Origin of the sequence: Chryseobacterium sp. Leaf404 (assembly GCF_001424145.1) — a bacterium.
GTDB lineage: Bacteria > Bacteroidota > Bacteroidia > Flavobacteriales > Weeksellaceae > Chryseobacterium.
Map to the genome: position 1 here is coordinate 505386 of NZ_LMQM01000001.1, position 13981 is coordinate 519366.

At 37.0% G+C, this 13981-nt stretch carries 13 protein-coding genes; 4 read left to right on the top strand and 9 right to left on the bottom strand.

Annotation, left to right across the window (positions count from 1 at the left end):
- Window positions 1–33 precede the first annotated feature (33 nt).
- Window positions 34–1233, top strand: a complete 1200-nt coding sequence (locus tag ASG31_RS02355; RefSeq protein ID WP_056027499.1) for a PQQ-dependent sugar dehydrogenase — start codon at window positions 34–36, stop codon at window positions 1231–1233.
- Between the two features lie 59 nt (window positions 1234–1292).
- Here ASG31_RS02355 and ASG31_RS02360 read toward each other — a convergent pair whose 3' ends face one another.
- The 5 genes from ASG31_RS02360 to menD all read right to left on the bottom strand — a co-directional run bounded on the left by ASG31_RS02360 (window position 1293) and on the right by menD (window position 6755).
- Complete coding sequence (locus tag ASG31_RS02360) at window positions 1293–2450, bottom strand: pyridoxal phosphate-dependent aminotransferase (protein ID WP_056027501.1); 1158 nt, start codon at window positions 2448–2450, stop codon at window positions 1293–1295.
- 3 nt (window positions 2451–2453) lie between these two features.
- Window positions 2454–3539 carry an FAD-dependent oxidoreductase gene (locus tag ASG31_RS02365; RefSeq protein ID WP_056027503.1) on the bottom strand — a complete coding sequence of 362 codons (1086 nt, stop codon included), beginning with the start codon at window positions 3537–3539 and terminating at the stop codon, window positions 2454–2456.
- Between the two features lie 188 nt (window positions 3540–3727).
- Window positions 3728–4345 carry a DUF502 domain-containing protein gene (locus tag ASG31_RS02370; protein WP_056027505.1) on the bottom strand — a complete coding sequence of 206 codons (618 nt, stop codon included), beginning with the start codon at window positions 4343–4345 and terminating at the stop codon, window positions 3728–3730.
- 12 nt (window positions 4346–4357) lie between these two features.
- The gene (locus ASG31_RS02375) at window positions 4358–4939 is read right to left on the bottom strand and encodes a tRNA-(ms[2]io[6]A)-hydroxylase (protein ID WP_056027508.1); all 582 of its coding nucleotides are present in this window, start codon (window positions 4937–4939) and stop codon (window positions 4358–4360) included.
- A 148-nt stretch (window positions 4940–5087) separates the two neighbouring features.
- Window positions 5088–6755 carry a 2-succinyl-5-enolpyruvyl-6-hydroxy-3-cyclohexene-1-carboxylic-acid synthase gene (gene menD / locus ASG31_RS02380; RefSeq protein WP_056027510.1) on the bottom strand — a complete coding sequence of 556 codons (1668 nt, stop codon included), beginning with the start codon at window positions 6753–6755 and terminating at the stop codon, window positions 5088–5090.
- A 91-nt stretch (window positions 6756–6846) separates the two neighbouring features.
- On the opposite strand from menD, the gene ASG31_RS02385 reads away from it, so the two are divergent.
- Entirely contained in the window at window positions 6847–7659 is an 813-nt protein-coding gene (locus tag ASG31_RS02385) for a M50 family metallopeptidase (protein WP_056027512.1), read from the top strand.
- 76 nt (window positions 7660–7735) lie between these two features.
- A complete protein-coding gene (locus tag ASG31_RS02390; RefSeq protein ID WP_056027514.1) occupies window positions 7736–8686 on the top strand; it encodes an isopenicillin N synthase family dioxygenase in 951 nt (316 codons plus the stop codon).
- A gap of 45 nt (window positions 8687–8731) precedes the next feature.
- Here ASG31_RS02390 and ASG31_RS02395 read toward each other — a convergent pair whose 3' ends face one another.
- The 3 genes from ASG31_RS02395 to ASG31_RS02405 form a co-directional block, all read right to left on the bottom strand.
- The gene (locus ASG31_RS02395; protein ID WP_056027516.1) at window positions 8732–9334 is read right to left on the bottom strand and encodes a Uma2 family endonuclease; all 603 of its coding nucleotides are present in this window, start codon (window positions 9332–9334) and stop codon (window positions 8732–8734) included.
- Window positions 9335–9404: 70 nt separating this feature from the next.
- Window positions 9405–10448: a PA0069 family radical SAM protein gene (locus ASG31_RS02400; RefSeq protein ID WP_056027519.1), complete on the bottom strand. Its 1044-nt coding sequence runs from the start codon at window positions 10446–10448 to the stop codon at window positions 9405–9407.
- Window positions 10449–10595: 147 nt separating this feature from the next.
- Window positions 10596–10787 (bottom strand): hypothetical protein, encoded by a 192-nt coding sequence (locus tag ASG31_RS02405; RefSeq protein ID WP_056027521.1) that lies wholly within the window; start codon window positions 10785–10787, stop codon window positions 10596–10598.
- A gap of 140 nt (window positions 10788–10927) precedes the next feature.
- Between ASG31_RS02405 and ASG31_RS02410 the strand changes: the two genes are divergently transcribed.
- Complete coding sequence (locus ASG31_RS02410; RefSeq protein WP_056027522.1) at window positions 10928–11281, top strand: hypothetical protein; 354 nt, start codon at window positions 10928–10930, stop codon at window positions 11279–11281.
- A 28-nt stretch (window positions 11282–11309) separates the two neighbouring features.
- On the opposite strand, the gene ASG31_RS02415 is transcribed toward ASG31_RS02410, so the two are convergent.
- Window positions 11310–13919 carry a hypothetical protein gene (locus tag ASG31_RS02415; RefSeq protein ID WP_056027525.1) on the bottom strand — a complete coding sequence of 870 codons (2610 nt, stop codon included), beginning with the start codon at window positions 13917–13919 and terminating at the stop codon, window positions 11310–11312.
- Window positions 13920–13981: the final 62 nt, after the last annotated feature.

The following is a 13981-nucleotide window of genomic DNA, read 5'->3' on the forward strand; positions in this document are numbered from 1 at the left end:
CGTCTTTACCAGACTACACTTTAAAAATTAATTATGAATAAGATTCTATTACCCATTTTGTTAGCTTCTGCTACCACTATCGTTTCGTGCCAGGGAAAGGGCAAACCCAGCGAACCATCGGCAAAAGAAGAAAAAGCAAACACGAATTATAAACCGGCTTTCGCAGGCCAAACACGGATAGCTCCCGTAAAAACCACTACACCTTACAACGTAGAAATTCTCAATACCTCACTCGGAAAACCATGGGGAATCATCAATCTTCCTGACGGTCGGTTTTTAATTACCGAAAAATCAGGATTCATCAACGTAGTTTCGGCGGACGGAAAAACAGTTTCCAAAATCGAAGGTTTCCCAAAAGTGGATGATAAAGGTCAGGGCGGAATGCTTGATGTAGCTTTAGATCCGGATTTTAAAACAAATCAGATGATTTATTTCTGTTTTTCTGAACCTTATGAAGATGGAAATCACACTGCGGTTGCCAAAGGAAAATTATCTGCAGACCTCAAAAATATTTCTGAAGTAAAAGTCATCTTCAGAGCAACACCAACTTACGATGGCGATAAACATTACGGTAGCCGTCTTCAGTTTGACAAAGACGGAAATTTATTTGTGAGCACCGGAGAAAGATCAGATAAAGAAACCAGAGTTTATGCTCAGAAAACAGATAATTATTTAGGTAAAATTCTAAAAATTACCAAAGACGGAAAACCTGCCGAGGGAAATCCATTTATTGGAAAAGCCGGTTACAAACCAGAAATCTACGCATTCGGAATCCGCAGTCCTCAGGGTTTGGCTTTGGATGAAAAAGGACAACTGTGGGATATTGAAATGGGACCGAGAGGTGGCGACGAAATCAATCTCATCCAGCCCGGAAAAAATTACGGCTGGGGCGATGTAACGTATGGAATTGAATACAACGGCGATAAAATCAACAACGGAACAACCCAAAAAGCAGGAACTGAACAGCCTGTTTATTACTGGGATCCTGTAGTTTCGCCAAGTGGCGTAACTTTCTACACCGGAAATATTGAAGAATGGAAAAACAACCTCTTCATCGGATGTCTGAGCGGACAGCACATCAACAGAATTGTTTTGAAGGATAACAAAGTGGTAGGTGAAGAGCGTCTGCTTTTAGATCAGAAAGAAAGATTCAGAGATGTCTTGAGTGGTATGGATGGAAATCTTTATGGAGTGACCGATAGTGGAAAATTGTATAAGATATCGAAGAAATAGATTGCAATCAGATAAAAAATATGGCTGAATCTGTTGATTCAGCCATATTTTAATTTATTTTAAAAACTATTAACTATTCTGTTCAAACCTTCTTCCAAAATCTCCTGCGAAGTTGAAAAACAAATTCTCACATGTCCTTCCGCACCTTTGCCAAACCAACGTTCCGAGCCTGGAACAATAGCGACTTTGCCTTGTGTTAAAACGTGTTGGGCAAATTCATCACTCGACATTCCGTTTTCTATTTTTGGGAAAATAACGAAAGTAGCTTCAGGTAAGTTTGGGGTTAAAATTCCTGAGTTTTTCAGTTTACTATAAGCGAAATCTCTGTTGCTTTGAAGATGAGAAAGGAAGTCATTAAACCACGGTTTAGCTTTATCAATCGCAACACTTGCGGCAATCTGAGATAAAGTTGAAACCCCTTCAATCGTTGAATTAAACTGAGATTTTTCTGTAAAATCATCCAAAAGATCCTGATCGTTGCACAAAACAGCACCAATTCTTAAACCTGCAATTCCAAAAGATTTTGAGAAACCGAAAACGGTGAAACTTTTCTTTTTTGCTGCTTCAGAAACGGATGAATAAGTGTTGAATTCTTTTTTATCGTAAACAATATCGCTCCAGATTTCGTCGCTCATTACCCAAAGGTCGTGCGCCGCGGCGATTTCGGAAATTTTAATCAGAATTTCTTTAGAATAAACGCGACCAACCGGATTGTGCGGGTTGCAGATGCTGATCATTTTGGTTTTAGGATCAATCAAAGAAACCAACATTTCAAGATCAATGTCTCCGGTTTTAGAATCTACTGCACAGAGTTTTATATTTCCACCTACAGCATCAACGGTTTTCTTGAATAAAAAATCTACCGGATCAAAAATAATGGCTTCATCACCAGGATTCAAAACATAGTTGGCCACCATGTACATTCCCATCGCCGCACTGTTGACAGCCAGAACATTTTCATGAGTGAAATTTCCGTTTTTGCCGCTGTTAAAATGTTCGGAAACACTTTTTCTAAACTCGGGCAAACCTGAAAAAGGACCGTAACTTAAATATCCATCTTTTATATATTCAATAATTCCCTGCTCTATCACAGGCGACATTCTGAAGTCTGGATCTGCTGCCGTTAAAGGAATAATTCCGTCTTCCAGAGTTGCCCATCTGCCGTTGTAGGCCTTTCGTTTCAGGGCTTCGAAGTTGATATCGTTGTTTGTAAACATTGCTTATTTGTATGAAATGGGTAAAGTATTTTTGGGCTGCTCGCTCAGTGGTAAAAGAAACTGGTTCAATAAAATTCTGCCGTTGTTGATGTGAATGTCAATTTCAGGTCTTCTTTCTTCTTCATATTTTCTGAAGATTTCTTCAAGGTTGTTACCTTCCTTTAAAAGATTGGTCAAAGTGAAAGAATCTTTCAGTGCAGAAGTTACTCCCTGACTTGTAAAAGGAATCAGCGGATGAGCAGAATCACCTATAAATACTACGTTCTGATGGTAGAACGGATTCAGTTTTTCCAGTTCGTAAACGCGCCAGATGTGTGCATTTTCGTAGCTTGATCTTTCAATAATTGATGTTAAAAGTTCATTCCAGTCGCCAAAATTATCAAGCATAAACTGTTTTATAGATTCGGCATCATAATCTTCGCTGATGAAGTATTTGGTGATGTCAAACTGGCAATACCAAAGGATTTTCGTTGAAGAAAGTTTTAATACTCCGAAAGTCAAACCTCCTTTTTCGTGGTGAAATTTGAGGAAATTACTTTCAATCTGGCTTGCAAGTTCCTCGTCTTCAATGATATTTACCACTTCGTTTTCCAGAACAGCATTCATGGTTTCGTCCTGAAATATTTTTCTTCTGATTCTGCTCCGCGAGCCGTCTGACGCGACTACGATATCAGCTTCTATTGTGTTGTTTTCATCAATTTCAATCTGTGCTTTTCCGCTTTCAAAACCTGTCAGTCCGATGGTTGTTTTGTAGGAAATTTTATCTGATGGAATTTCGTTTGCCAGAATTTCAATCAAAGCACTTCTGGAAACCACAAAAACATCATCCAGTTCTTTTTCAGACATGATTTCGCCTGCCTGATTGTAGTGAATGTATTTTTTAAGAAAACTTCCTCTTTTATAAAGCTCTTCGATGTTGATGATGTTTGAGAGAAACTCAATTCCCTCTTTTGGAAGGATAAAACCGTGACCTTTGAGGTCATTCTGTGTGCGTCTTTCGTAGAGATGATAGTCAATATTATTTTTTTCAAGATAATTTGCCATGCTCAAACCGGAAACTCCGGCTCCAATGATTGCAACTTTGCTCATCTTTTTTGATTTTATTGTATAGTTAGTTTTTATTTAAATTAAATTCTAAATTGCTGTAAATCATTTATTTTAAACAAATAATTTCGCTTTGGAGACTTTGTGATTTTTGGAGAAAAATTTTTATTGAATTAAAATAATTTCAATAAAAAAACTAATATCAGAAAGATATTTTGATAGAATGAATAAGACTATTCCGGAGCCTTAAAAACATTGTCATCAGAGTGAAAACCTGCCACACCACCACTCACGGCAAATTTCATTGCTGTAGCTGCACTCATCCCCACTACGGGTTTGATGTTTTTTTCTTCAGTGACGATCACCCAGCCCGAAATGGCGTAAGAATGGGGAAGATAGACGGCAACAAAATTTTCTTTTTGTACGACCTCCATTTCTCTTTGAGTTAAAAAGCCTATTCTCCAGATTTCCGGATTTTCATTGGTTTTTACCCAAACCGGATCGCTGAATTTCTTTTTATCACCCACAAATGAAGACATCACATCTTTCGTTGGCGAATAAATATGTTTGATACCGGGGATTTTCTCTAAAAGTCTGTCTATGGAATCAACAAAAAACCTTCCTACTACAAACTTATTTCCTAAGTAACCGAGTAAAGATGTAAAAAAAAGCACCGATATGAAGACCAGCCCAGGAATCTGCCTCGCCACCGAAGGAATAATATTGTCAATAGACGTGATTACCGACCAGATGACGTAAATCGTTAACCCAATGGGACCAATAATAATCAATCCCTGAAAAAAGTTTTTCAGGAAAATATTGGTTAGGGTTTCAAAAGTCGGTTTTTTCAAATTTTTATTCTGTTATCCGTGGATGCTTTCTTTGTTTCCGTAAGATTTTATTATTTTAGCTTCGTATTCCAGCCACTCTTCCCAGCGGGCATTTACCTGGCCTGGATCTCCCAGTTCCCTTGCAAAACCAATAAATGTGGTGTAATGATTGGCTTCTGAAATCATCAGGTCTCTGTAAAATATTTTCAGTTCTTCGTCTTTGATATTTTCGGTTAACACCTTAAAACGCTCGCAGCTTCTTGCTTCAATCATCGCTGCAAAAAGCATTTTATCAACAATTAAAGTATCTCTGTGACCACCTTTCTGAATAAAATTGACCAGTTCGTTCACATAATCATCTTTTCTTGTGCGTCCGAAAGTGTAGCCGCGGCTTTTAATAATCTCCAAAACCTGCCCAAAATGTTCAAGCTCTTCCTGTGCAATCTTTAAAAGTTCTGTCACAATATCTGGTCTTTCCGGCAACATCGTGATCAGCCCGATAGCGTTGGTAGCGGCCTTCTGCTCACACCATGCATGATCGGTCAAAATTTCCTGAAGGTTTCCCTCTGCAATATTTGCCCACCGTGGGTCGGTAGGAAGTTTCAGCTTAAACATGACTTAAAAAATTTTGGTAAATTTAAAATAATTTGAGATAAGATAAGGAATTTTATTTTGCTGGATAAATTTTTGAAAAGTCTCAGATTATATTTTAAATATTCTGCCTATAAACGGTAAATTCCTGTATTATTAAATATTAGGTCAACTACAAAGATTTAAAATACGTCTTCAAAATCTCTGCGTTGCTTTTCCCCGCAGTCACTACTTCCAGAATTTTGGGCTGGATGTCAGCTTTAAAGAAGTTCTCCATCACACGGTCAAGCGTCATTTCATCTTCTACTTTCGTGTATGAGAATCCGAAGTGTTTGGCTAAAAACTCTACATTTTTGTGGTGTTTTGTGGCGATAAACTCATCCACCGTATTCGAGTTGGCATTGCCCGGTCCCGGAATGATTTTAAAGATATTCCCTTCCCCGTTGTTGAAAATTATAATTCTCGTAAATGGCGGAATATACTGGTTCCAAAGGCCATTAACATCGTACATGAAACTCAGATCTCCGGTAAGCAGAAGCGTTGGTTTTTCATTTTTAATGGCAAAGCCCATTGCTGTGGAAGTACTTCCGTCGATGCCGCTCGTACCGCGGTTGCAGTAGATCCTCCTCTTTCCGAAATCAAACAGCTGGGCATAACGAATCGCTGAAGAATTGCTGAAATGTATGTTGTAATTCTCCGGCACGCTGTGCGAAACTTTGTTGAAAAAATAAAAATCTGAATACTCAGCCAAATTAAGAAACTGCTCGTGTTTCAAATCTTTTTTATCCCTTAAAACATCCCAAAGATTGTAAAAAGGTTTCGGCTCGAGTGTTGCAAAATTCAAAAGTTTTGCAAAGAACAGTTCAGGCTTAACCTCAATTTTCTGCGTCAGAGCAAAATAAGTGTCGGGTTGCCAAACCTCATCCAGGTGCCAGTGCTGTTTTGGATGCGCGCTTCTTAAAAACTGTTTTACCCTTTTTGAAACAACATTCTGCCCTACGGTAATCAAAAGATCGGGAGCATATTGTCTGTAATCTTCTTCTGTAAATCCGGTAATGTATCTGTCGATATGTTTAAAAAACTTTTCGTGATAAAGATTGGAATTTGTTTCGCACAAAACGACAACCGTATGGTTTTTCACCAGTTGAGTCAGTTGATTTTCAAGTTCGGCGCTGTAGTCTCTCGTTCCCACCAAAATCATAATTCGCTGCGACGTATTCCAGTCGGCAGTGAGATTGGATGGCATTTCATACTCTCTCTGGCGGATCGTATGCTCTACGGAAGGAAAAGTTGGCAATTCTGAAACCAGTTCGTACAAAGGTTCTTCCAAAGGAATATTAATATGAACCGGACCTCTTTTTTCAAAACAAAGTTCGATGGCTTTCTTGATTGTTTCGGAATTCAAATTTTCTGCATCGTCTTTGGAATCTTCAAGAAGCTGAAAATCCCCGTAAGAATGCTGATGAAAAAGATTATTCTGGCGAATGGTCTGTCCGTCAAAAATATCGGTATAATCTGTCGGACGGTCAGCCGTTAAAATCAGTAAAGGCGTATTTGAATAAAAAGCTTCCGTTACCGCAGGATAATAATTGGCAGCAGCCGAACCACTTGTACAGGTGATCACCACGGGTTTTTTCTCGGTCATCGCCATTCCCATTCCTACAAACGCGGCACTTCTTTCATCAACAATCGAGAAACAGTTGAAGCGGTCAATTTCAGAAAAATGAATCGCCAAAGGAGCGTTTCTCGATCCCGGCGAAATGATAATATCTGAAATTCCGTACTGCTGAAGAAGATGTGCAAGAATCTGCACACTGCGTTTAGAAGAATATTTTTTCATAAAGCAAAATTAATTGTTTTTATTGGTTTGCTAAACTTTTGTACATTGTAATGATAAAATTCAAACAAAAAATTTCACAAGACACAATACAATGATAATAATCGCAATTTTACTTCATATTTTAGGAAATTGCCTCCCAAAGTGGCTTGTATCCAAAGTAAAACACAATAATCATATTTTGAAATTATCGGGATTGGTTTTTGATTTTTTCATAGCATTTTTAGTACTTTTTTTAATTCATTTACTATCTCCAAAAGCTCATTACATTGATAACAAAGACGCAATATATGGTTTAGAATTTAATCAAACCATGCAACAGTTAGGATTTAAAAATGAAGATAAAATTATCTCAGTGAACAATCAGCCAGTAAAAGACATTCGAAAAATCAATGTGGACATTTTAATGAATTCTAATTCTGAGATTAAAATTAAAAGAAATGGCACTTTCAAAGAACTAAAAATAACCTACACTGATGTAGCGAAGATTCTTCAATCAGAAGGAACACCAATAAAAGATATATTCAAACCGACTCCCGAAGAAAAGAATGCTCAAGAAATAAAACAAACACAGGAAAAATTCAGCTTCGGAAAAGTTTTAAAAAATTACCAAAACAATATTAAAGAAGCCTATGGCTTTATTATTCCAAAAAATGACTATAAAAAAGTAGGCGGAATTGGTGGTGTTTCTAAAAATTTTTCATTTCAAATATCATTCTTGCCGTTTTGCTGTATTGTTATAGGTCTTTTAAACCTGTTACCATTCCCTGGTTTCAGTGTAGGAAATTTTATTATTTCACTTATAGAATCAAAAAGGGGTAAAGTATTTAATTTCAAATTGAAAAACATTGTGGGTTTATTCTCTGTTTCGGCTGTTATTATAATTATTTTTTATATTCATTATTAATGTTGCAAAAAGCCTAATTTTTAATTTAAGATAAATCTAAAAACAGTAAATTAGCCCCACGTAAAATTTCTATAAAATGGATAAAATACCTAGTGTAGACCTGCGTGATTTCCTTTCGGACAACCCGGAACGCAAACAGAAATTTGTAAATGAAATCGGAAAAGCTTACGAAGAAATTGGTTTTGTCGCCTTAAAAGGACATTTCCTTGATGATCAACTCGTAGACAATCTTTATGGAGAAGTAAAGAACTTCTTTGAACTTCCCACAGAAACCAAACAAAAGTACGAAATCCCCGGCATCGGCGGACAGAGAGGTTATGTTGGTTTCGGAAAAGAAACTGCGAAAGGATTTAAAAAGGGAGATTTGAAAGAATTTTGGCATTTCGGGCAGTATGTTTCGGATGATTCTAAATACAAAAGCGAATATCCTGACAATGTCATCGTAGACGAGCTTCCACAATTCAATGAAGTTGGTAAAGAGGCTTACCAGATGCTTGAAAAAACAGGAAAATATGTTTTGAGAGCCTTGGCTTTATATCTCGGCCTTGATGAGTTTTATTTTGATGATAAAATTGCAGAAGGAAATTCTATTTTAAGACCTATCCATTACCCGCCAATCACTCAGGAGCCGGATGATGCGGTAAGAGCTGCTGCTCATGGAGACATCAACCTTATCACGCTTTTGATGGGTTCTCAGGGAAAAGGACTTCAGGTGCAAAATCATAAAGGAGAATGGATCGACGCAATTGCAGAACCAGACGAACTGATGATCAACGTTGGAGATATGCTTTCAAGACATACCAACAATAAGCTGAAATCTACAATCCACAGAGTGGTCAATCCGCCAAGAGAATTGTGGGGAACTTCAAGATATTCCATCCCTTTCTTTATGCATCCGGTGAGCGAAATGTCGCTGAGTGCTTTAGAAAACTGTGTAGACGAAAACAATCCTAAACTGTATGAAGATACAACCGCCGGAGAGTTTTTACACGAACGATTAATTGAATTGGGATTAATTAAAAAATAATTTTGAAACCGAACTTTTTAGTTCGGTTTTTTATTTAGCTGATTTTTAGCGAAAGACTTCACTTGTTTCTACACTCAAATCCGGAAAAAGCGTTGATGTAAGTAACTGACCATCCGAGAAAGGTTTCAACCCGATATATTTGCCATCCTGAAGTACAAAGATATTAATTGATCTTTCTTCCGGATACACTAACCAATATTCTAAAACTCCTGCTTCTTGATAGAGATCAAATTTTGTATCCATTTCTTTTTGAGAATTTCCCGGAGAAAGAATTTCAATCACGAGATCGGGCGCACCTACACATTTTTTGCCATCAGCAATTTTTTGCAGATCACAAACCACAAAAAGATCTGGCTGCACCACTGTAAAAATATCTTTATTTTCCTGCACAGATTTCTTTTTGTCAGCCAAAACAACATCTGCCGGAGCATAAAAATACTGACAGGTTTTACCATTCAAATATTGATGAAGAATAATGTTTATATTTTTAGAAACCGTTTGATGAACGAGATTTGGAGAAGGACTCATCTTCAGAATTTTACCTTTAATCAGCTCTACTCTTTCTTTAAATTTCCAATGCAAATAATCTGCGTATGAATATGTTTTATTCAAATCCAATAAGCTGATATCTGTAATATAATTATCCATAACAATATTTTCTTTTCAAAAATACGAAATTTTCTTTTCCGAGATTTTGGATTAATTGATTTCACCAATCTCAAAACAATCTCAACTGCTGCTCCTTCATTCCCGTAAAACCATCCGTGGAAAGTTTCGGAAACTCCTTGCCGTCAAAAAACTTCTTTCTGCCTATTTTAAAGGTATTGTGAATCATTTCTGCGATATTTCCCTCGCCTTTCTGTCTGTCAAAATATTTCTTTTCACCCAGTTTTCCGCCGCGCATTGATCTGATTAAATTTAAAACTTTCTGTGCCCGGTCTGGAAAAGCATCTTCAATCCATTTAACGAAAACGGGTTCTACAGAATCATTCAATCTTACCAAAGTATAGCCGAAACTTTGTGCTCCAGCTTCAGAAATGGCTTTTAAAATCCCCAACGGTTCATCACTGTTCAACCCCGGAATAATCGGTGCGACCATCACGTGAGTAAGAATATCGTTTTGAGCCAGAATTTCTATAGCTTTCAATTTGTTTTTTGCGGAGCTGGTTCGGGGCTCCATCTTTCGACGTAAATCTTCGTTGATAGTGGGAATGCTCAGGGAAACAGAAACCAGATTCTTTTCTGCCATTGGTTTTAAAATATCCAAATCCCGCAGAACCAAAGCGTTTTTGGTAAGAATATTTACCGGATGTCTGTAGTCGAGACAAACCTGCAATAATTTTCTTGTGATTTCAAACTGTCTTTCAGCAGGCTGATAGCAATCGGTATTGCCGGAAAGTAAAATGGGCAATGGCTGATATCCTCTTTTTCTGAAAAACTTTTCTAAAAGTTCAGGAGCATTTTTCTTCACCATGATTTTTCTTTCGAAATCAATGCCTGCGCTATATCCCCAATATTCGTGGGTGGGTCTGGCGAAACAGTAAGTACATCCGTGCTCGCAGCCCTGATAAGGATTCATGGAATATTCCATCGGTAAATCGGCACTTTTTACCTGGTTGACTATGGTCTTTGGGAAGACTTCCGTGTAGGTGGTTTTTACGTTTTCAAGATCTTCATCATCAGGCTCAAAAGTATATCTGTCGAAACGGTTATTGACGTTTCGCTGTGCTCCCTGACCTTTTATGATGTTTTCGTTTCCCATTTCGTTTGGTAAAATTAATGCTGAAATCGCATAAAGTAATGAGTTTTAAGACCAAAGTTTTCCACAAAAAAATCCGGCACACCAAAAATTTTTGGAAATGCCGGAAATTGTAAGACAAAATATAATTGTATACTACTTCTGCGGTGGTTATTTCAAAGCAAAATATTCAATCCCATGCTCCTCATCGGCATCTTTCTTATCATGATGCCTGTGATAGTCACCATAATAATCTTCGTATTTCTTTTGTTTTTTTGCTAAGATTTTTTTAATTCCAATAAAACTGAGCGCTGCCAGTAAGCCAATACTTCCTGCAAGTAAAATTCCTGCTTCTTTTTTCATACTATGAAATTTTTTGTTTTAGACGAAAGCAAATAATGTACCTTTTGAAACTCTGCCAATAATAAATTTTGTTAAAGATTACTTTTTTATTAATGGATTTTGTGGTTTGATAATTGTAGTTTGAAACTCAAAATAGTATTATGGAAAACAAAGATACAGGCGACCAAATGACAACCCTGAGCCAGGTAATGACCCGATTAGGAGAAAGAGGAATTCACCGTGAATACAGAATGGACGAAGAGGGAAATATGAAGCTTGATAATTCTGAAAGAACGTATGAACCTGCCAATCTCACCATTTTAAGAACATACCGTTTTGAAGGTGACAGCAATCCCGCAGACAGCGCCGTACTTTATGTGGTGAAAGATCACGACCAGAACATCGGATTTATTTTAGATTCCTACGGTGCCGAAAGCAATTATCCCGGAGACAGATTTGATAAATTCTTAAGAGATATTCCGGTGGAAGAAAGTGAGGAGTACAATCTGGACTAATAAACTTTATAAACCAATCCGAAACTGATTACTTAGTTTCGGATTTTTCATTTTTCTTAAAAACACCTTTCATAAAACCTTTTTTCTTCACAGGCTCTTCTTTTTTCGGTTGAGATTTTACATCTTCCTTCACAGATTTTGTTACATCCTTTACTGTTTCTGTAGTTTTAGCCAAAGTTTCGCCGATGAGTGTTTTCTTCAGCCCATCTTCAATGCCTTTCCAGAACATATTGAAAAATGATTTTGTAGGGTCACGCTCAACACCTTCCACTTCTACCGATTCCGGGAATTTTTCTGAGGTACTTTTAATGAAAACATTTGCCACAGCACTCAAAAGCCCCTTCTTTTCTTTGGTTTGCTTATCCAGAAGAGCAATTTTCAAATCCTGATGCTTCAGTTTAAAACTTCCTTCCAAACCTTTGGGATTACCCGTGAAATCAAACAGCATTTCCTGAATGGTGCCTGTTGCAGAAACATTCATATAAGGAACAATAAACGCATTCAGCGATGAAGCGGGAATTCCCGTTGCACGTCCCGCAATTCTGAAACGGTCGCTTTGATCTGCCGTATTAAAATTCCAGTTGACAGAAAGTGGCGAAGCGTTTAAAAACGAGCAGTCTATTTTAATTTTTACCTCCGTAGGCTTGCCTTTCATTTTGGCAGAATTCAGATTCTGAACGTGCATATTGAAGTTATTGAAAGTCAGTTTTCCCGGTCCGTCGCTCTTTTTGGTATCTTCTTCATATTCCAGATAAGAGTTTTTAAGATAAAAATGATCTACAAACATTGGGATTTTAATAGACCTCAGCATTTTTGAATACAAAGGTTTTATTTTCGGATCATCTGCCGGAACTTTGCTTCGGAAAATATTGGCATTGGCATTTAAAATAGTGATAGAATTGGCATGAATCGATTTATTTTCTGAAAATAAATCCCAATTTCCGCTGGCTGAAATCTGTGCGAATCTCAAATCATACAAATCACTTTCTACAGGAATCATTTTGATGAACTGAGCTCTGGAAACCAGCGGTTTCATTGCAAAATTATTGATGACTGTCTTGTTTTTAGTAAAGTTTAAATTTCCTACCGTCATCAGATAGAATTTTGTTTTATAGGAAAAACCGGATGAGGCAAGTCTGTAATCTTTTACTTTAAAGGCAAGACCTGAATTGTCTGACTTCGGAGCAATTTCAAGATTGCTGACTGTCACATTCAGCTGGTTAAATGACAATGGCTGATTATCTTTATCTAAAGTAAAATTTGAATTTTTTAGCTTAATATTTCTGACAGTTACAGGAAACTTAATGCCTGCAAAATTTTGCTTTTTCTTCACCTCTTTTTCGGCTGCTGAAGGAATGTAAATGCCGTCAACTCCATCCACAATGACATCTTTTACATCCAGATTGAGTTTTTTGTCTGCGATTTTCCAATCATTGATGTTGAAGGTAATTTTTTTAAGTTTTAAATCCGTTTTACTGTTCGGATTTGAAACTGAAATTTCATTGAACGCGCCATTTTTAGGATTGATATTAATATTTTTAAAATGAATCCGATCATTCGCAGCCAGCAAAACATCTTCTCCTTCAAATTTAAAATCTTTGTAATGCACAGGAATTACCTCCGACGACGTTTCCTTATTAAAAACAAGATCATTAACCGAAAGATTTAGTTTGTTTGCCAGCAGAAGGTCTGTTCCGTCTGGTTTTACAATCTGTGTAGACGCGTTGCTTATCTCTAAACCTTTCATATCCATATCAAAATTGAACGGCTTTTTTTCTTTTATTGAAGCTACAGCGTTGTTGGTATAAACCAAAAAACGCGGATTGATGAAATGAGCACCGGAAAGCGAAACTTTATTTTTTTTTAAAGCAATATCCTTAAAATTCATCTGCGGAATGGCAAAATCCAAAAGTTGCTTCTGTTTGGGAAAATTCTTTTTAAAATCTTCAAAACCCATCAAAGGTTTCAGATTAAAATTTTCTACAGACATCTGCCCGTCTTTCGTGTTTATCTTCGCAATGGTAAGCAGGTAAATTTTGTTGGGCTGAAAGAAGAAATTCTCACCGCGAATGCTGTAACTGTCGAACACCACGGGTAATTTATCTTCTACAACATCTTCTGTTGTTTCAAGATTTTCTACTGTTAAATCTAAATCCTGAACGCTTAAAAACTTTTCTTTTGTGGGTTTAAAAACAGTAATTTTCCCGTTTCTGATTCTGATATTTTCAAAGGAAACCGGATTTTTTTTCTTCCCTGTCTTTTTATCGACCGCATCAGACAAAGTGACATTCAAATTCGGGCCCGCCAAAAATACATCTGAAGAACTGATTTTTTTATTGAATACCGCATCAAAAATTCCGAAACGGCTGATTTTAATCGTATCAACCGTGCCATCAAGACCTAGCAGCTGCGTGTTGTTGGGATTTTTAGACTGAATCTTGATCTCTGAAGCAAAAATATTTCCCGAACCAAGGTCTACATCGAGTTTTTTGTAAGAAACTTTGTAGGCGGTATTATTTTTAATGTAATCGGGAAGTTGGGTCTTTAGCCAGATATTGAGTGCAAAATTGGCAACCAAAATCAGTCCTAAGAGAATTCCAAAAACGATGAAAAGCTTTTTGACCCAAGGTTTTTTCATGGTACAAGTTTTTAGTCAAGAATATTATTTGAGATAAATAAAAGTCTTTGCTAAAATCAGAC

Excerpts from the sequence above, each read along its gene's own strand:
- menD (WP_056027510.1), bottom strand. The coding sequence starts at position 6,755 with ATGAAAAAATATTCTTCTAAACGCAGTGTGCAGATTCTTGCACATCTT.
- ASG31_RS02400 (WP_056027519.1), bottom strand. The coding sequence starts at position 10,448 with ATGGGAAACGAAAACATCATAAAAGGTCAGGGAGCACAGCGAAACGTC.
- ASG31_RS02390 (WP_056027514.1), top strand. The coding sequence starts at position 7,736 with ATGGATAAAATACCTAGTGTAGACCTGCGTGATTTCCTTTCGGACAAC.
- ASG31_RS02385 (WP_056027512.1), top strand. The coding sequence starts at position 6,847 with ATGATAATAATCGCAATTTTACTTCATATTTTAGGAAATTGCCTCCCA.
- ASG31_RS02415 (WP_056027525.1), bottom strand. The coding sequence starts at position 13,919 with ATGAAAAAACCTTGGGTCAAAAAGCTTTTCATCGTTTTTGGAATTCTC.
- ASG31_RS02375 (WP_056027508.1), bottom strand. The coding sequence starts at position 4,939 with ATGTTTAAGCTGAAACTTCCTACCGACCCACGGTGGGCAAATATTGCA.
- ASG31_RS02395 (WP_056027516.1), bottom strand. The coding sequence starts at position 9,334 with ATGGATAATTATATTACAGATATCAGCTTATTGGATTTGAATAAAACA.
- ASG31_RS02410 (WP_056027522.1), top strand. The coding sequence starts at position 10,928 with ATGGAAAACAAAGATACAGGCGACCAAATGACAACCCTGAGCCAGGTA.
- ASG31_RS02355 (WP_056027499.1), top strand. The coding sequence starts at position 34 with ATGAATAAGATTCTATTACCCATTTTGTTAGCTTCTGCTACCACTATC.
- ASG31_RS02365 (WP_056027503.1), bottom strand. The coding sequence starts at position 3,539 with ATGAGCAAAGTTGCAATCATTGGAGCCGGAGTTTCCGGTTTGAGCATG.
- ASG31_RS02405 (WP_056027521.1), bottom strand. The coding sequence starts at position 10,787 with ATGAAAAAAGAAGCAGGAATTTTACTTGCAGGAAGTATTGGCTTACTG.
- ASG31_RS02360 (WP_056027501.1), bottom strand. The coding sequence starts at position 2,450 with ATGTTTACAAACAACGATATCAACTTCGAAGCCCTGAAACGAAAGGCC.